The 17,945-nt window shown below is 40.1% G+C and carries 20 protein-coding genes and 1 tRNA gene; 13 read left to right on the top strand and 8 right to left on the bottom strand.

All coding sequences use genetic code 11. The annotated features are described in order from the left end of the window. Positions 1–210: 210 nt before the first annotated feature. The 6 genes from KKF19_03720 to KKF19_03695 all read left to right on the top strand — a co-directional run bounded on the left by KKF19_03720 (position 211) and on the right by KKF19_03695 (position 6,778). Complete coding sequence (locus KKF19_03720) at positions 211–1,587, top strand: putative DNA binding domain-containing protein (protein ID MBU2580032.1); 1,377 nt, start codon at positions 211–213, stop codon at positions 1,585–1,587. Further along, positions 1,587–3,968 (top strand): hypothetical protein, encoded by a 2,382-nt coding sequence (locus KKF19_03715; protein ID MBU2580031.1) that lies wholly within the window; start codon positions 1,587–1,589, stop codon positions 3,966–3,968. Before KKF19_03720 ends, KKF19_03715 begins: the two co-directional genes overlap by 1 nt. Positions 3,969–4,142: 174 nt before the next feature. After that, positions 4,143–4,328, top strand: a complete 186-nt coding sequence (locus KKF19_03710; GenBank protein MBU2580030.1) for a ferredoxin — start codon at positions 4,143–4,145, stop codon at positions 4,326–4,328. 108 nt (positions 4,329–4,436) lie between these two features. After that, positions 4,437–4,727, top strand: coding sequence for a hypothetical protein (locus tag KKF19_03705; GenBank protein MBU2580029.1), 291 nt, complete (start codon positions 4,437–4,439; stop codon positions 4,725–4,727). Positions 4,728–4,782: 55 nt separating this feature from the next. Next, positions 4,783–5,475, top strand: coding sequence for a 50S ribosomal protein L25 (locus KKF19_03700; protein ID MBU2580028.1), 693 nt, complete (start codon positions 4,783–4,785; stop codon positions 5,473–5,475). After that, the gene (locus KKF19_03695) at positions 5,468–6,778 is read left to right on the top strand and encodes a lytic murein transglycosylase (GenBank protein ID MBU2580027.1); all 1,311 of its coding nucleotides are present in this window, start codon (positions 5,468–5,470) and stop codon (positions 6,776–6,778) included. Before KKF19_03700 ends, KKF19_03695 begins: the two co-directional genes overlap by 8 nt. A 144-nt stretch (positions 6,779–6,922) precedes the next feature. On the opposite strand, the gene KKF19_03690 is transcribed toward KKF19_03695, so the two are convergent. The 3 genes from KKF19_03690 to KKF19_03680 form a co-directional block, all read right to left on the bottom strand. Then, positions 6,923–7,522, bottom strand: coding sequence for a hypothetical protein (locus KKF19_03690; protein MBU2580026.1), 600 nt, complete (start codon positions 7,520–7,522; stop codon positions 6,923–6,925). 71 nt (positions 7,523–7,593) lie between these two features. Further along, positions 7,594–9,327 carry a ribonuclease J gene (locus KKF19_03685; protein ID MBU2580025.1) on the bottom strand — a complete coding sequence of 578 codons (1,734 nt, stop codon included), beginning with the start codon at positions 9,325–9,327 and terminating at the stop codon, positions 7,594–7,596. Positions 9,328–9,384: 57 nt separating this feature from the next. After that, positions 9,385–9,468, bottom strand: a tRNA-Leu gene (locus KKF19_03680). Positions 9,469–9,550: 82 nt separating this feature from the next. Here KKF19_03680 and KKF19_03675 point away from each other — a divergent pair. Beyond that, complete coding sequence (locus tag KKF19_03675) at positions 9,551–9,892, top strand: hypothetical protein (GenBank protein ID MBU2580024.1); 342 nt, start codon at positions 9,551–9,553, stop codon at positions 9,890–9,892. A 131-nt stretch (positions 9,893–10,023) separates the two neighbouring features. Here KKF19_03675 and KKF19_03670 read toward each other — a convergent pair whose 3' ends face one another. Genes KKF19_03670 through KKF19_03650 form a run of 5 tightly spaced genes read right to left on the bottom strand, consistent with a single transcriptional unit; the run spans position 10,024 to position 13,404 of the window. After that, positions 10,024–10,737, bottom strand: coding sequence for a glucose-6-phosphate isomerase (locus KKF19_03670; protein MBU2580023.1), 714 nt, complete (start codon positions 10,735–10,737; stop codon positions 10,024–10,026). 14 nt (positions 10,738–10,751) lie between these two features. Further along, a complete protein-coding gene (locus KKF19_03665) occupies positions 10,752–12,518 on the bottom strand; it encodes a hypothetical protein (protein MBU2580022.1) in 1,767 nt (588 codons plus the stop codon). 26 nt (positions 12,519–12,544) lie between these two features. Beyond that, positions 12,545–12,766 carry a preprotein translocase subunit SecG gene (secG, locus tag KKF19_03660; protein ID MBU2580021.1) on the bottom strand — a complete coding sequence of 74 codons (222 nt, stop codon included), beginning with the start codon at positions 12,764–12,766 and terminating at the stop codon, positions 12,545–12,547. Between the two features lie 7 nt (positions 12,767–12,773). Then, entirely contained in the window at positions 12,774–13,121 is a 348-nt protein-coding gene (locus KKF19_03655; GenBank protein ID MBU2580020.1) for a phage holin family protein, read from the bottom strand. A gap of 46 nt (positions 13,122–13,167) precedes the next feature. After that, positions 13,168–13,404 carry a hypothetical protein gene (locus tag KKF19_03650; GenBank protein ID MBU2580019.1) on the bottom strand — a complete coding sequence of 79 codons (237 nt, stop codon included), beginning with the start codon at positions 13,402–13,404 and terminating at the stop codon, positions 13,168–13,170. Positions 13,405–13,506: 102 nt separating this feature from the next. On the opposite strand from KKF19_03650, the gene KKF19_03645 reads away from it, so the two are divergent. Genes KKF19_03645 through KKF19_03620 form a run of 6 tightly spaced genes read left to right on the top strand, consistent with a single transcriptional unit; the run spans position 13,507 to position 17,928 of the window. Further along, positions 13,507–14,448: a manganese-dependent inorganic pyrophosphatase gene (locus tag KKF19_03645; GenBank protein MBU2580018.1), complete on the top strand. Its 942-nt coding sequence runs from the start codon at positions 13,507–13,509 to the stop codon at positions 14,446–14,448. Continuing rightward, a complete protein-coding gene (gene tig, locus KKF19_03640) occupies positions 14,445–15,731 on the top strand; it encodes a trigger factor (GenBank protein ID MBU2580017.1) in 1,287 nt (428 codons plus the stop codon). Before KKF19_03645 ends, tig begins: the two co-directional genes overlap by 4 nt. A 48-nt stretch (positions 15,732–15,779) precedes the next feature. Further along, on the top strand, positions 15,780–15,971 hold the full coding sequence (locus KKF19_03635) for a hypothetical protein (GenBank protein ID MBU2580016.1): 192 nt from the start codon (positions 15,780–15,782) through the stop codon (positions 15,969–15,971). Next, positions 15,950–17,419 carry an exodeoxyribonuclease VII large subunit gene (gene xseA, locus KKF19_03630; protein MBU2580015.1) on the top strand — a complete coding sequence of 490 codons (1,470 nt, stop codon included), beginning with the start codon at positions 15,950–15,952 and terminating at the stop codon, positions 17,417–17,419. Before KKF19_03635 ends, xseA begins: the two co-directional genes overlap by 22 nt. 10 nt (positions 17,420–17,429) lie before the next feature. Then, complete coding sequence (locus KKF19_03625) at positions 17,430–17,627, top strand: exodeoxyribonuclease VII small subunit (protein ID MBU2580014.1); 198 nt, start codon at positions 17,430–17,432, stop codon at positions 17,625–17,627. A gap of 52 nt (positions 17,628–17,679) precedes the next feature. Continuing rightward, entirely contained in the window at positions 17,680–17,928 is a 249-nt protein-coding gene (locus tag KKF19_03620) for a hypothetical protein (GenBank protein MBU2580013.1), read from the top strand. Positions 17,929–17,945 lie beyond the last annotated feature (17 nt).

Genomic DNA, 17,945 nt, shown 5'->3' with positions numbered 1-17,945 from the left:
CTCTCTCTCTCTCTCTCTCTCTCTCTCTCTCTCTCTCTCTCTCTCTCTCTCTCTCTCTCTCTCTCTCTCTCTCTCTCTCTCTCTCTCTCTCTCTCTCTCTCTCGTATTGCGCGGATTTTTGGGTGTTATTTGATTTTGTGGTATAATTTGGCATAGAGAAGATTATTAAGATATAGTTTTATAATACCATAATATTTGATTAGCAAAACAATGAAAAAAGAAATTTTGAAAATTATCAAAGATGGAGAAAACGAGAATATTGAATTTAAAAGGGATTTTGCAGATGAAGTTATTATAAGTTTGGTTGCGTTTGCTAATTTTAAAGGCGGAAAAGTTTTACTTGGCGTTGGTGATAATGGCAAAATTGCGGGAGTTAAAATTAACAAAGAAAGTATTCAAAAATGGGCTAATGAAATTAAAAATAAAACTCAGCCCTATTTGAATGTTAATGCTTATCAAGTTAATTTTAAAAATAAAATAATAATTATTTTTGAAGTTTTAGAATTTCCTTTAAAGCCCGTGTCTTTTAAAAATCGTTATTATATTAGAAAGAATAATAGTAATCATATTCTGTCCTTGCAAGATGTGGCTGAAATGTATTTAAGGACTAAGAATTCCAGCTGGGATTTTTACGCGGATAAAGATGCTGACTTAGATAAACTAAACCAAGACAAAATTTCTCAAGTTAAAGCAATAATTGAAGAAAATTTAAGCATTAGTTTAGGAGATAATCTAAGTTTTTTAAGAAAATATTCTTTGATTGTTGAAGAGGATGGAAATGAATATCCTAGTTTTGCCAGTATGTTATTATTTTCCAAAAAGCCATTGAGGCAGACAGATATTCAAATAGGGCTTTTTCAAACCGACACTATAATTAAAAAGAGTAAAATTATTAGAAACGATTTGATTGCTGAGGTTGAGGAAGTAATGGATTTTATTGAAAGTTATATTTTAAAAGAATATGTTTTTACAGGTAAGCCCAGAAGAGAAGAAAAATGGCAGTATCCAATTACCGCTTTAAGAGAGATTGTAATTAATGCTATTGTCCATAGAGATTATAGGGAAGGCGCGCATTCACAATTTAGAGTTTATCCAGATAAATTAATTTTTTGGAATATTGGCAAGTTGCCTTATGATTTAAGTTTAGAAAACATTAAAAGAGGCACTGAAAGATCTTGCCCAAGAAATAAATTAGTTGCGGAGATTTTCAGGGATTGTGGTTTGATTGAGAGATATGGTAGCGGAATTAAAAAGGCAATTGATCAGTTTAGAGAACACGGCTTAAAGGGGTTGGACTTTAAAGAAGTTAGCGGGGGATTTGAGGTAGCAGCTTTTAGCAAAGAATTTACTAAAAAAGATGTCGGTAAAGATGTCGGTAAAGATGTCGGTAAAGATGTCGGTAAAGACAAAAGAAAACAAATTATTATTAATAAGATTAAAAGTAAGAAAAAGTTTACTTATATTTCTTTAGCTAAAGAAATAGGAGTTACCGAAAAAACAATAGAAAGAGATTTAAAAGATTTAAAAAAAGACGGAAAAATTAAGTTTGTGGGAACTAAAAGAGCAGGGCATTGGGAATTACTTTAATGAAAAACGCGCAAGTAGTTGTAAAACCAGCGAAATCTGTAGTAATCTGCGGTATCTTATCGTTGTTTTTTATAGTTTTTCCATTAACTGTTTTAGCTTCTGGTACCACAGAAATGATAGATTCTGCTGATAAATACGCTTGGTCGGAAAATTTGGGTTGGGTGAATTTTGGGGATAGCGATGGCAATGTTCAGGTGACGGATTCTGGATTGACTGGATACGCTTGGTTTGAAAACGGGGGCTGGCTTAATTTGAATCCAAGCGAGGGAGGAGTTAGCAATACTACGGGCGGTATTTTGTCAGGATACGCCTGGGGCGAAAATACGGGCTGGGTCAATTTTAATCCGACTGGCGGGGGAGTGAGCATTGACACAAACGGCTATTTTTCGGGTTACGCCTGGGGCGAAAATACGGGCTGGATTAGTTTTAATTGTTCGGATGGCGATTCTTGCTTGACCGTTGATTATAAAGTGAAAACTGATTGGGTGACGATTCGATGCGGCAACGGAGTGATTGAAGGGAGCGAAGGATGCGACGACGGAAATACCGTATCGGGCGACTTATGCAGCGCCGCCTGTGTTGTTGAGATAAACGCGGCTGGTCCTCCACTGCCGACTAATCCGCCCCCGACTGCTTCTCTATTAATCAATGACGGGGATGTCTACGCGTCTTCGGTTAGGGTCAATCTTTCTTTGTTCGCCAAAAACGCCATTCAAATGGCAATTTCAAACTCGGATGATTTTTCTGGAATTAGTTGGGAGGATTATCAAACTTCCAAGATTTGGTTTTTACCCGAAGGCGATGGCGCGAAAACTGTTTATGTTATCTTTCGTTCAGCCCAAGGCGGAGTTTCAAAAGCGATTTCCGACAGCATTATTCTTGATATAAGCGCGCCAGAAAAGGCCGCGGTGATTGAGCCGAAAGATGGACAGACGATAGATAATAATACACCATTGATTAGGGGGACAGCCGAGCCGAACGCTAAAATTACTATTACCCTTGATGATTTTATTGTTTATCAGACGATGGCGGATGTAAATGGCGGCTGGTTGTATCAAATTGATACTCCATTAAGAGATGGAAAACATTGGATTAAAATTAAAGTTCAAGACGCGGCTGGTTTAATGAGCGAAGAAATAAGAATTGATTTTGTTATTATTACCAAGTTCGCCGAAGCAGTTGAGCCGTCTGAAAAGGAGGAAAAATGGCCGTTTAAGCCGGAAGTCCCGGAAATTCCAGAGGTTGAGAAGGTTGAAGAAGAAATTCCCGCGGAGCCGTACGACCTTATCCCAGAAGAACATCGTTCAAAAATTCCAGACATTCTCAAACGAGTTTCCGAACAGGTCAGAAAAATTCCTCAACTGCCGAAATTTACTTTTTTTGAGGAAATAGCGAAATCATTGACTGATGAATTTGTTAAACCGGTTGTTTTTGGCTTTGTCGGGCAAACTAAAAAAGTCGTTCAAGCAATTTTTATTCAGGCGCCCAAATTAATAGTTAAAAAAATAGCCAGTTTTTATCAAATGGCAAAATATCAAGTTAAAAAAATAGCGATTTTGTTTAATCCGCCATCCATGAAAGAAATTGTTGATTTATTGCCGCCAATTAAAAAGCAAATTTCTCAAGTGGAAAAAGTTGAAAAAGTTGAAGAAAAAGAATTAATTAAACAAGAAGAAATATTTTTTAGTTCAACTCACGGGAGCATTAAATTAAGTCAAACCAAAGAGGATAAAATTAATTTAATCGCGGGTGTCAATGTTAAGGCGTTTATTAAACCGAAGCCGGGCGAAACAATTAAGCAAATCCAGGGGCAACTACTCTTTACCGGCGGGCTGCATGGTGAGGCGCCTAATGGATTGTTTCCTTTTAAGGTAGCTGAAGCGGCGGTGATTCAAAAAGCCCAAGCCAAAGATTGGCTGGTCGGGCAATATGTTTTTGCCGATGATAATCAAGACGGGATTTATGAGGCGGTTATTCAGATTCCTCCAATATCCGGAAATTATTTTTTTAAGACAATTATTGAATATCAAGAAGCGCCAATTAAGGAAATTGGAACGGAAATGTTGATTGACCCGGAAGGATATGTTTATGCAATGGCGAAGGTCGCGGGTGAATTTATTGAAGCGCGTTTGCCACGGGCGAAAGTTACTCTATTTTGGCTTAATCCAGCGACTTACGATTGGCAGATTTGGTCGGCTCATTCTTACGACCAAAGTAATCCTCAAGATACCGATAAAACAGGACAGTATTCTTTCTTGGTTCCAGAAGGAACTTATTATCTGAAAGCGGAAAGAGCGGGCTACGCGAATTATGTTTCGGCATATTTTGAGGCGAGCGAAGGAACGCCAATTCATCAAAATATTGAATTGAAACCATTGTAAAAGCTATAAGAAGGTCTGACATTTAAAACTGCGAAAAATTAAGGTCAGACCTTTCCATCAGTTTGTCACTAAATAATAAGCAGTCGCGATAATGTCGTTTTGAAAGGTCTGACCTTTAATTTCTTCAGAAACCCGACCTTTAATTTCTCTTTGTTTAACCTTTTTGAAATAATTATGAAAATAAAAATAGATAAAGATAAGTGCATCGGGTGCGGCAGTTGCGTCGCTGTTTGTTCGGACTGTTTTGAGATGGACAGCGACAATAAAGCGGTCCTTAAGGATGGCGGCGATTTGAAATGCGCCCAGGAGGCGGTTGATGTCTGTCCGGTCCAAGCGATTGAGGTTGAAAAATCAGCATAGAGGGGACAGTCCCCATTCTGAATGGGGACTGTCCCCGAATTTTATCCACAATCTTGTTTTGTTGTTTTTGGCTCTTTATGATAGAATGTCTAAGAAAGGAAAATAAAAATGTTAGGAAAAAATAAAGATAATCAATTCGTTACTAAAAAAGATTTAGAAGAAACTTTAGAAAAAACTTTAGATAAAGCGCTGGCGAGCCAAAGCAAGGTTATTTTAGAGGCGGTTGATTATGGGTTTAATAAAGTAAAAAACGATTTGGTTAAAGTAAAGAATGATTTAAGTGAATTGAAAGATGGGCATGAAGCGATTGAGTTAAGATTGGGAAATTTGGCTCCGCAGTTTGAGGTAAATGATTTGAAGGAACGCGTGGGAAAATTAGAACTCGCGCGAGAATTGTAAAGTTTACTACTTATTTCTTCTTGACCAGAGGGTCTTTTTTTGTTAGGATTAGCTTATGTTAGAACTCTTAGTAAAAATGCGCGAAGGGACGGGGCGCAAAAACGAGAAAATCAGGGAACAAGGTTTTGTTCCCGCTGTTTTGTATGGCCGCGAAGTTGAGAACCTTTTGCTTGCCGTTGATGAACAAGATTTAAAAAAAATATATGAAAAAGCCGGCGCAAGCGCGTTGGTTAAATTGAAAATAAACAATGGAGGAAAAGAAGACGAAAGAGTGGTTTTAATTCAAGATGCGGCGAAAGATGTCGTGAGCGGAAAAATTATCCATGTTGATTTTAATCAAATTAAAATGGACGAAGAAACAGAAGTTGAAGTTCCTTTGGTTTTTGTCGGCGAGTCAATGGCGGTTAAGAGCGAAGGCGGCGTTTTGGTTAAGAACATTCAGTCAATTGAAGTAAGGGCTTTGCCGCAGAATTTGCCTAAAGAGATTGAAGTGGACATATCTATTATCAAGACATTTAATGACAACATTCGCCTTAAGGATTTAAAAATTCCGGAGAATGTTAAAGTAACTGCTAACTTAGAAGAAATAATCGCTTCTGTGGTTCCTCCGCGAACGAGCGCGGAATTAGAGGGATTGGAACAGACGCCGACTGAGTCAGTTGAAGAAGTTGAGGTTGAAAAGAAGGGCAAAGAGAAGAAAGAAGAGGGCCAAGAAGGCGGCGATGTTTCTGGTGGAGGAAATGAGTAATTTGTCAGCAAAATATTTATTTTTATCGGCGTTGTTTATACTTTTTTTAACGACGCCTTTTTTGCTTCGCGCAGCAAGTTCAGAAGATCTTAAGCGCGATTTAGAGGATCAAATTAGGCAAAAACAGGAAGAAATTGACCAGTACGAACAAAACATTCAGACAAACCAGCAAAAATCCAAAACGCTTAATAATGAAATTCAGATTTTAGAAAATGAAGTTGGCAAAATTCAGGCGGAAGTAAAACAGCTGGACTTGATTATTCAAGAAAGCGCGCTTAATATTCAGGAAATAGACAGTCAGATTAGCGCTCTTGAAGACAATATAGAAGAGAAAAAAGGGCTTTTGGCGGAATATATTAGAACGGTCGCGCGCGGAGACCAAGAAACGCTCCTTGAGGTGATTTTGAAAAACGAAAAGTTTTCCGATTTTTTTGATGAAATTAATGCTTTAGAAAGCGCGCAGGAAAAAATCCAAAGCGTTTTAAGCGCCGTCCGGGCGGTAAGAGAGGAACTAAACGCGGAAAAACAGGATTTAGAAGAAGAAAGGATGACGCAAAATCAATTAAAAGCGCTGCAGTTGGCGCAAAAAAGAACTGTTGAGAATAAGCAAGGGCAGAAAGAGGACTTATTAGACAAGACCAAAGGAGAGGAACGGCTTTATCAGCAAATGATTCAGGGCGCGCAGAAAGAAATAGTTTTTATAAAAGGGCAGATTTCGTTATTAGAGAAATATAATTTAACAGAAGAAGAAATGGTTCGCAGCGCTATTTTTGCCGGAGCGAAAACGGGCATCAGACCGGCTTATCTTTTAGGTGTTTTGGAAAACGAATCCCGTTTGGGTCTCAATGTTGGAACGGGTGATTGGCGGACTGATATGTATAATTGTAATCTAAATCGGGGATATATTACTATGGGGACGAATCTCAAGAATGCCTTTTTGCAGATTTGCAAGGAGTTAGGTCTAAATCCCGACACACAGCCCGTCTCGGCTAAGCCAAGCGCTTACCAGGGGTGCGGAGGAGCGATGGGGATAGCCCAATTTATGCCGACCACTTGGCTGGCGTATAAAGACAGAGTTGCCGCTATGACGGGAAATAATCCGCCTAATCCGTGGGTTCCTATGGACGCTTTTACTGCTTCTGCTATTAAATTGGCCGACGCGGGGGCGACAGCGCAAACTTACGAGGCAGAAAGAAAGGCGTACGCTATTTACATCGGCGGCAAATATTGGCAAGGTCTTTTAAGTATTGCCGGCCGAGCGTTAATATACGCGGACGGTTTCCAAAAGCAGTATTTTGATTAAATAATTTGGGGGGCTGCCCCCGCAACGGGGGCAGCCCCCCCCACAGGGAATCATAAAAGCCCCTATTTTAGGGGCTTTTATGATTGTAGATTTTAATTTCAAAGAAAGAACTATGTCGTTTCGTCCGTTGTTAATCTTATCTTTCTACCAAGAAACAACTAAAGCGCTGTATTTTTCAAGATTCTTTAACTGTTCTGGTGATAATTCTAAAGAGGCGTCAATTGCTTCTTTAATCAAATCTTCGGAAAAGGTAATTTCCTCTCCAACTTCTAACGGTCTTGACCCAACTTGGTCTTTAAGATAATCCTCAATGTAAATTTTATGCTCGTTAGTCAGATTTTCTGAGTTGTTTTCGGTATAACTTTTTAGAGCGCGGCGAGATAATCGTGTGACGCTGTCGCCTCTGACCGCTTTTTCAATAACCGAACCACTTTCTTTTCTTGATTCGGGAATAATGACTTCAATTTCTTTAGAGGTGAATTCTTCTTCTAAATCAACCACTTCTTCTTGATTTACTTCTTCTTGACTTATCGCTGGATTATCTCCCAATGAAAGCGTTACATCTTCAGATTTTTGATTAGCGTATAAGTAGATGCCGCCGGCTAAAATTAAAAGCGCGACAACTGGAAGAATCACGGAACTGCCATATCTATTAAGCCATTCTCTGAAGCGCTTGCCCCAGCCACCCTGATTTTCCATGCCAAATTGAGGACCGCTGCTTGAATCTTCTATCTTATTTTCCATAATAATAAATCTCCTTGTATTAGTAAGTTTCGACCTTTCCCTCCATATTTCCATATTCAATTTTTAAAGAATTATATCTTAATCACTACCGGTAAAACCATTGGCCGCCTTTGCGTTTTAGTGTATAGGAATTTTCCGATTTTGTCACGAACATTGTCTTTAATGTAGGTCCAGTTTGCCGCGCCTGCGTCTGAAGAAGCGCTGTTAATAATTTCTTTAGTTTTCTTTCTTGTCTGGTTAAGCAGTTCCTTTGATTCCCGCAAGTAAACAAATCCGCGCGAAATAATATCTGGTTCGCCGCGAACTTTGCCCGTTTTGCCGTCAACCACAGCAATAATCACGAACATTCCGTCGGCCGCCATTGCTTGTCGGTCTCGCAAAACGACTTGCCCGACATCGCCGACTCCCAGTCCGTCAACCATAACATAATTTGTCGGAGCGGTCTCTTTAGTTAACTCAATCAGGTCTTTGTCCGCCAGAATGACGAGTCCATTTTCGCCCACAATAACATTTTGCGGAGGTATGCCAACGCTTTCAGCGATTTCTCCGTGCAGTTTAAGCATATAATAATTTCCATGAATTGGAATAAAAAACTTAGGCCGCATCAGGTTAATCATTATCTTTAACTCTTCTTCTTGCGCGTGTCCTCCTGCGTGAATGCCCATCATCTTATAATGATAAACGCGGGCGCCTTGTCTCCAAAAAGTGTCTTTCAAATTTTGGACAGATCTTTCATTGCCAGGAACGACGGATGATGAAAAAATAATAGCGTCGCCTCTTTGAACTCTAATATATTTATGCTCTTTATTGACAATCCGCATCAAAACAGCGTTTCCCTCGCCTTGCGCTCCAGTGCAAAGGATAATTATTTTTTGAGGGGGATAATCAGCCGCTTTTTTAGCAGGGATGATCGTCCCTTTCTCTATTTTTAGATAACCAAGTTGTTGAGCGATTTCCACATTGGCCTTCATGCTATATCCTTCAATAACGATTTTACGGTCTGATTTTTCAGCTAAAGTGACGACTTCTTGAATACGACTAATTAAAGACGCGAATGTCGCTATAATAATTCGTCCAGGCGCCTCATTGAAAATTAATTCTAAATTGTCCTGAATTTCTTTTTCCGAAATAGAATGACCTGGTTTTTCCGCGCAGGTGCTGTCCGACATCAAAGCCAAAACACCCTTGCTGGCGATTTCAGTAATTCGTGAAATATTGGCTGGCTCATCGCCAATAGGGCTATGGTCAAACTTAAAGTCGCCCGTGTGAACAATTCGTCCGACGGGCGTGTCAATCACCAATCCAACTCCATCGGGAATAGTGTGATTAACATGAAAAAATTCAATATTAAAACAACCAAGTTTAATTTTATCGGTTTTTTTAATGAGGTGAATATCCAATTTCGGCGCGTCTGGAAAATCCTCCTGCCTCTTCATAATAATCCCTCGCGTTAAAGCGGCGGTGTAAATGGGCGGGTTGCCTAATCGCGCCATAGAATGGGGGATTGCCCCAATATGGTCGTAGTGGCCATGGGTGATAATAATGCCACGGATTTTTTTTATTTTATCCTTAAGATACGCCGTGTTTGGGATGATATAATCAATCCCGTGCATATCTTCCTCTGGGAATTGAAGTCCCAAATCAACGATAATAATATCGCCGCCGTCAGGCAAAGTAGGGTCGTTATACTCAAAGACCATCATATTCCGCCCGACCTCGCCTAATCCGCCCAAAGGGATAATGCGAAGTTTTCCTTCTGTTTTTAGAGAAGGTTTTGTGTTATTGTTATTGTTATTGTTATTCATAGTTATTTTGGGGGCTGCCCCCGTTGCGGGGGCAGCCCCCGAGTTAGTTATTTCGCGTGGGCGAGGCGGGAGTTGAACCCGCAAGGCATTGCTGCCACATGGCCCTGAACCATGCGTGTCTGCCAATTCCACCACTCGCCCTTGACTATTTTTATTTTATGCTGTATTATGTGAAAAGTACACTGAAAATTAAATATTAATTCTTACATAAGGAGGGGGTGTTATGGGAGAGGAAAATCAAGAGAAACCAAGAAAAATGCCACTGGCTAGTTTTTTTGCTGGTATTTTTATGGGTATGTTATTGACGGCTTCTTCGGTGTCTTTTTTGGGTGGTGGCTATAGCGAAAGAGGAACTCCACTCAATTTTTTTGATTTAAAAGACGGAGAGATATATTATAAAATTGACGATTGGCCAATTGTTTTATTAAAAGGAGGTGATGATAAGGATGAATATAGGGCTTATTATGTAGAATCAAATCCGTCAGATATTCCAGAAATCTTTATTGTTAAAAAAACAGAAACAAACTATAAAATAATTCCTGTCTCGGAGAATGCGCTACCTTAACTGAAACCCGATTGGTTACAAAAACCAGTCGGGTTTTTTTATTTGGGGGCTGCCCCCGCAACGGGGGCAGCCCCCAACTTAGCATTATTGGGGACAGTCCCTCGCCGCGAGGGACTGTCCCCAAACCTTATCTATTTCCACTCATAATTCTGCGGGGTTTTTAGGAAACCGAGTTTTTCGGGGGTTTTAATTAGGTCGTATAACTTTTCTTTTTTGCTTATGCCGAATTTTTCTAGACCGATATTTGCCCCCAAAAATTTTATAGGCGGGACGACAGCGTAGTTTTCGTTTTTAATCCATTCAATTTTTCCCAAGTCATCCTTGACGGCGTAATAACAAAAACCATGTTTTTCTTTAACTCCTATGTAAATATTTGATGTAAATCCGCGGCAAATCCAATTTGCTGTTTTTAATTCTTTGCCGCCGATATTAAACATTAAATGTTCGTAATTTGGCGGAATAATTACTTTGTCGTTTTCTCCCGCCTCAATTGCGTAAACATCATCTATTTCATTTCCGCTAATTTTCTGAAGAAGGAAAATAACTTTTCCACTTAAGACCTCGTATATTTCTGGATAGGTTAGTCCTGTTTCTAAAACGAGCGGATGACCATGTCCAGCTGTTTTATTATATTCCTTCCCCAGCATCATATTTGGCATCACAGTAATGTCGTATCTTAAATTTTCTTTAACTGCTTTTTCGCGGTCTTCATCGTTTTCCGCTAAATCGCGATACATGAAATACAAACCCAAATCTCCCGCGCTTTCAAGCCACTCGCGGTCGTAAATTATATTGTCCATCTCCGCCAAATAACGGATGCCAGGTTTAATATTTTCTAAGTTCATAACTTTAATTTCTTTTATTTTTCCACTCTCTTTGTTCTAATATACCAATCTTCAACTTGGGAAAATCTTTGAGAATGGTCGGTGATTCGTTCAATAGAAATTCCCTTTATTTTCTCAACCACTGGATAAAGATAAGTCGCGCTGTATAGGAAAATAGCGGGGATGTTTTCAGTTAGTGTTTTCTGGAATTCAACATATTTTTGCGTCCTAATTTCTTGGTCCATCACTTGCCGCGCGTCTTCCAAAAGTTTATCGGCGTCGTCGTTTTGATAAAGCGCTAAATTAAGACCCGGGTCTTTCTTTTGCGATGAATGCCAGAAAGCGAAGGGGTCGGGGTCGGCGCCGAGAACTTCGCCGAAAAGTAAAGCGTCATACTCGCGCGGGCGGATGTAGTCCTGCTGGACAGACGCCGCGTCAACGATGCTCAAATTCACTTTAACTCCGATTTCTTCCCAGTATCCTTTAATCATTTCCGCGGTTTGTCTTAATTCTGGCCAATTAGTCGTCAAAAGCCCTATTTCCAATTTAACTTCTTCATCATCAATTGTTTTTTCCCTAAATCCGTCTTCGTCCGTGTCCTTCCAGCCCTCCGCTTCTAAAATATTTCGCGCGTGTTCTGGCGAAAAGTCATATACTTTTGTTTCAGAAGTCCAACTTGGCCATCCCTCTAAAAGAGGCGAGTTAACAGAAACGCCTTGCCCGTTCAAAACCTGGTTGATGATTTCTCCCTTATCAATGCTATGCGCCAAAGCCAAACGAACGGTTTTGTCGGCGAGGGGTTTGCTTTTGGTTTGATTAAAAAAGAGCGCGTAATATGAAGGCAAACTTATCTGATGGATATTCAAATTATTTTCCAAATCCGTTTGGTTGTTTGCCGAGAGAAAACTTAATCCGTCAATTTGTCCTTTTTGTTTCGCTTCAATTAAGGCAGTTTGGCTGTTGTAAAATTTTAAGGCAATTTTTTCAATAAATGGCTTAATTTCGCCGTTACTGTCTGATTGTAAATAAAATTGTTCGTTGCGAATTAATTCAATTGACACAACCTTGCCATCCTTGTCTTTGATTAATTTTTCAAATTGGTAGGGCCCGGAGCCAATCGGCTTAAGGTTGTATTCCGCCAAAGCGAAATTCTGCGCCGAGATACCAGACCAAAGATGTTTTGGCAGAATCGCAACAGTTAAATTATGTAAAAAAGGCGCGTAAACATTATTTAATTTAAAACGAATCGTCAGATCGTCAACTTTTTCAATAACGACCCCTTGCCAATTAACCTTAAGCGGACTTCTGTATTCAGGGTTTTGAATGGTTTTAATAGTGAAAATGACATCGTCGGCTTTGAGTGGTTCGCCATTGTGCCAAAAAACATTTTCTTTAAGAAAAACATTGTATGTTAGTCCGTCGGTTTCAACCGTATAGTCGCGCGCGAGGTCGGGGATAAGATTGCCTTGCCCGTCGTATTTAAATAGGCCTGAAAAAACAAGACGAACCAAATCGCGGTCCGCGTCGTTGGTTTGCGCCAAGACAGGATTGATATATCGGGGCTGGCCCAAAATACCTTCCGTGTATTTTCCGCCCGACTTTGGGACGCTTTGGGTTTGGAACCAATAGGCGCTGAAAAACAAGGCGGCGATGGAAGCGATAATAACAAAAGAAAAACCGCGAGCAAGCCACCGCTCCCTGCGAGGCAAAACTTTAAGCCAACACGATAACTGGCGCCAACTCGGCCACCGTCCGCCAGGCGCTTTAATAGTTCTCTTAAAAAGAGATATTAATTTGTTCAATTGAGTACGAATAGAAATAATGACCGCTAAATCAACAAGTTAACAAACGCAGTCACGATAAATAAACAAGATAAAATAATAGAAGATGTAAAAAGGATTTTTTCAAAACCCCTTTTAGCATAATATCCGCCTCCGCCTCCGCTTCCGCCAAAAATCCCCGCGCCACCCGCGCCTCTCTGTTGGAGAAGAATGGTTGTAATTAAAGACAAAGCGATCACAATTTGAATAATTGATAAAGTAAGTTCCATAAGATTTTTAATCCTCTTTTTTCTTTCCTGGTCCAAAAACCATATTAAGCGCGCTGATAATCAAGATGCCCCAGAAATATGCCCAAAATCCAACAATCGTTAATTCGGGCAAAAAATATTCAGCGAGCCAAAGTAAAATAATGTTAATAATTAAAATAAAGAGTCCTAAACTTAAAACAATTAAAGGGGTTGAAATAAAGCGGAGAATGGGGCGGACAAAAATATTAATTAATCCCAAAACTAACCCAGCAATTAAAAACGCTAAAATATCGCCTTCAAAATTAAATCCAGGCACTAAATAGTCGGCTAAGAAAATAGCCAAAGCATTAATTAAAATTTGAACAATAAACTTCATTTCAACTATATGTAATTTATCACAGAACAAAAAACAGGTCAAGGAGTTAAGGGAATTTGGGGGCTGCCCCCGCGGCGGGGGCAGCCCCCTGATGCTTGCGCATAATCTTCTGCAACCCAAAGACGCTCTTTCCCGAGACCTTCATCTTCGGTTTCTTCTTCCTCTCCCGAACAGCCGCCTTCTTTCTCGCCCTCTCCTCCTCCAATTCAATTATCCCTCCATCATTCTTTTTCATAATTTCCCATTCGGCTTTACGAAAGCCGAATTTATTTTTATCCACCATGATTGTATTATACCACAAAAAAAACAAGGGGACAGTCCCTGCCGCGGGGACTGTCCCCGGATGTCCGTTGACCGAAAGACCAGAATTATGTAATATAGGTTTATGAAAAATAAGACAATTGTTTTGGGGCATTTGTGTCCTGATACGGATTCGGTTGTCGCGGCGGCGGTTGCCGCTTTTTATGGCGAGAAGATTTTTGGCGTTGAGGCGGAAGCGAAAAGAGCGGGGGATTTGAATAACGAAACGAAATTCATTTTAGACCTTTTGCCTAAAACGACGAAAATCGCTTTGCCGTCAAAAATTAATGAAGTCAAAACGGAAAAAGTGATTTTAGTTGACACGACCGAGCCGAGCCAAATCATTCAGGGAGTGGATGAAAATAATTTAATCGCGGTCATTGACCATCACAATTTAGGCGGTCTAAAATCGGCGAAACCGATTTACAGCCGAGTGGAGCCGTTGGGGTCCTCTTGTTCCGTTCTCTATAAAATCCTTTTAGAAAAGAGAATAAAGATAACCGCAGATGTATCCTTTTTAATGATTGCCGCGATTGTTTCCGATACTTTGTTTTTTAATTCGCCGACGACAACAGAGGAGGATAAAAAAATCGTCAAAGAATTAAATAAAATAGCGAAGATAAATATTAAAAAACTGGCGGAGGATATGTTTAAGGCGAAATCATCTTTGAAGGGCGTTAAAACAGAGGAAATTATTGAGAAGGACTATAAATTCTATCAGATGGGCAAAAGCAAAGTCGGCATCGGCGTTTGGGAGACCGTGGACGCCGCGAGCGTCAACGAAAAGAAAGCGGTGATGATGGACGCGCTGAAAAAGAAGAAAAAGAAAGACGGGCTGGACTATCTTTTTTTCGGCGTCGTTGATATTCTCAAAGAAGAAACCCATCTTTATCTTTTAGGAGACAGAGAAGAAAAATTAGCAAAAGCCGTCTTTGGCGGCAAAATCAGCGGGGGAACGATGCTTTTGGAAAAAGTCGTTTCCAGAAAAAAGCAAATCGCCCCGCTTTTGAATAAGAAACTATTATGAAAACACAAATTAAAGATTTACCTAAGTCGCAAAAAGAAATTGAAGTGGAAATTTCAGCCGAAAAAATGGAGGGATACACCCAAAAAGCGTTATCGGAAATTTCAAAACAAATAAAAGTTGATGGATTTCGCCCGGGGAAAACTCCGGCTGATATTGTTAAGCAACATATCGGCGAAATGGGAGTATGCCAAGAAGCGGGCGAAATTGCGATTAGAGAAACATATCCGCAAGTGCTCAAAGAAAACAATTTGGAAGTTATCGGCTCGCCCGAAATCGCGATTACTAAAATCGCGCCAGGCAACCCCTTGGAATACAAGGCGGTTGTGACGGTTTTGCCCGAAGTTAAACTTTCGGATTACAAAAAAATAAAATTTAAATTAGAGAAAGTTAAAATTAAAGATAAGCAGGTAGACGGAGAATTGGAAAAATTGCGGAAACAAAAAGCGAAATTTATCACAACCAAAGAAGCGTCCCAAAAAGGCGACCGGTTGGAAATAGATTTTGATGCCTCTCTCAACGGAGAAAAAGTGGAAAACGGAGGAGGTAAAAAACACCCTCTCATTATCGGCGAGTCGCGATTTGTTCCCGGGTTTGAAGATAATTTAATCGGATTAAAAGAAGGCGAGGAAAAAGAATTTAGCGTCGTTTTTCCGGAAAAATATCAAAGCGAAAAATTGGAAGGCAAAAAAGTTGATTTCAGGGTTAAGGTCTGCTTAGTCCAAAAAGTGGAATTGCCAAAGATTGACGATGAATTCGCCAAATCGTTCGGCGAGTTTAAAGATTTGGAAAGTTTAAAGAAAGATATTAAAAAATGGCTTGAAAGAGAGGCAGAAACGAAGGCGCGCGGGGAATTGAGAGAAAAAATTATTGGGCAAGTTATTAAAGAAAGCGAAATGGATGTTCCTGAATTATTGCTGGAAGAGGAATTAAATTTAATGATGAAAGAACTTCAAAACAGCGTTGAAAGGACGGGCATTAAATTTGACGATTATCTGAAAAAGACAAAAGCGAACAAAGATGAAATTCGCAAGGGTTGGCATCAAAACGCGGAGAATCGGGTTAAATTTAATTTAATTATTAGAGAGATTAATAAGTTAGAAAAAATTGAAGTTGATGAGAAAGAATTAGAAGAGCAGGCGGAGCAGATGCTCAAAGCATATGCCAACAATCCCGACCTTGCGGAGAAGGTCAACCCTGAAGCAGTCCGCGAATATATCCGCGAGACAATGATTAAAGAAAAAATCTTCCAAATTTTAGAAAGCGCCTCCACAAACAACGCTTAATAATTCGGCTATCCGATAGCCGAATAGTAGCTGAATAGAGGTGAGATTATGGACAAAACAAAAGCAAAGGTTTTTACAATTTTTTGGTTTGTTTCGGGAGTGGTTTGGACATTCGCGAGTGTTAAACGATTTACCGCGGGCGAGGATATAACTATCGCCGTCGTTTACGCCGTCACCGCGATTATCGCTTTCGCGCTGTCACTTGGTTTTTATAGAAAATGGATATCTTGCAAAAATTAAAAGGTTGGCGGGAGGTTGCGGCTCGGAATGAGGGAGTTCCGCTTTTTCGTGTTTTCCCTAATAGCGTTTTGGAAGAGATCGCAGAAGCGGCGCCAAAAAACAAAGAAGGGCTTTTGGCGATTAAGGGAATTAAAGAGAGGAAGTTTGAGAAATACGGGGAGGATATTTTGGTGATTGTGAATGAGGGAGAAGAGAAAGAAGAAGAGAACGATGAAAAAAAACCTTTGACCGTGAGCGGGTATTTGGATTTGCTTAATCTTAATTTACAAAAACAAGGCGCGCGCGTGAAGGGAGAAATTAGCAGTTTAGATATTCGTGGCGGCTATTTATTCTTCACTTTGAAAGACAAAAACGACGGAAGCGCTTTAAGTTGTTTTATGTGGGCGAGCGATTATCAGATGTGCGGAATTGCGTTTGAAGAGGGGATGGAGATTATTGTGGAAGGATATCCGAAGGTGTATAAGCCGCGAGGGAGTTTGTCTTTTCAGGTCTTGTCGGCGGAATTAGTTGGCGAAGGCGCGCTCAAAAAGGCCTACGAAGAGTTAAAGAAAAAACTGGAAGGTGAAGGACTTTTTGCGCCGGAAAGGAAAAAACCCATTTCTGAATTCCCGCAAAGGATTGGCTTGATCACCTCCAAAACAGGCGCGGTCATTCATGATTTTTTGAATAATTTAGGCAGGCGGGGATACAAAATCAGTTTTTTTAATTCAACGGTGGAAGGCCAGGCGGCGGTTCGCGACTTAATTTCGGCAGTTGACTATTTTAAAGACAAAAAGTTAGATGTTTTAGTCATTATCCGAGGGGGCGGGAGTTTAGAAAGTTTACAGGCCTTTAATAATGAAAACTTGGTCAGAAAAATCGCCGATTTTGGCGTTCCTGTCATTTGCGGCATCGGGCACGACAAAGATGTCCCGCTTGCCTCATTGGCGGCTGATTTAATGACATCAACGCCCACGGCCGTCGCGGTCGCCTTGAATAAATCGTGGGAAAACGCGCTTGCGAATGTCAAAATCTTTGAACGGGATTTAATCTATAAATATCAGGAAGTTTTTAATCAAGAGCAGAGATTGTTGGAAAATTTAATTAGGGGATTAAAACAGCATTCTGAATTTGTTTTCAAAAGATTTGAAACAGTCAAAAACAAATTAAAAGATAAATTATCAGAGATGGGATATTCACTCAAAAACATCAGAGGAAAATTGGATAATTATCTCAATCAATTTTTAGTTGATTTTCAGGGAGGACTGGATTATTTAAATAATCATTTAAACAACGCGAAAAAACAGCTTGAGTCCGCCGACCCAAAAAGGCAGTTAAAACTTGGGTATAGCATCGCTTCAGCGAGTGGAAAAATATTAAGAAGCGTTCGGCAGGTCGAGCCAGGACAAGGGGTTGATATTCGCGTCGCAGATGGTAAAATAAAGACAAGAGTGGAGAGTGTGGATTAAAAATATAACTATGGAAAAAAATAAATTAAAGGACTCATTAAAAAAATTAGAAGGGATTATTAGTTGGTTTGACGAACAAAAAGAAGTTGATGTGGAGGCGGGGCTTGAAAAAGTTAAAACAGGGGTCGATTTGATTAAAGCAAGCCGCGCGCGGTTGAAGGAAATTGAAAATGAGTTTGAGGAAGTTAAGAAGGGTTTAGAAGAGTAATAACTAAGACGGGGGCTGCCCCCGTTGCGGGGGCAGCCCCCTAATTAAATATATGTTTACAAATGAAAAGGCGAAAGAAGTCGGGGAGGCGTTGGGAATTGATTGGAGTAAGTTTGATCTTGAACAGTTTAGGATGGGGATGGATGTTGAATTAGAGCACGGGTTAGTTAGCCCCGCGACAAATGTGACAAACGATGACGCGATCATGACTGGTAAAATCGCTTTAGCGCATTTAAACGAGTTCCCTGACTATTACACCCGGTTGGATAAAATGGAAAAAGAAGCAGAAGGGAAGTTGTAGAATGGTGTAAATTATAA

It is taken from the genome of Patescibacteria group bacterium (assembly GCA_018830295.1).
GTDB lineage: Bacteria > Patescibacteriota > Minisyncoccia > Portnoybacterales > UBA2143 > JAHJSM01.
Note: the sequence above shows the minus strand (reverse complement) of the source record. Positions and strands in the feature narration are given on the sequence as shown.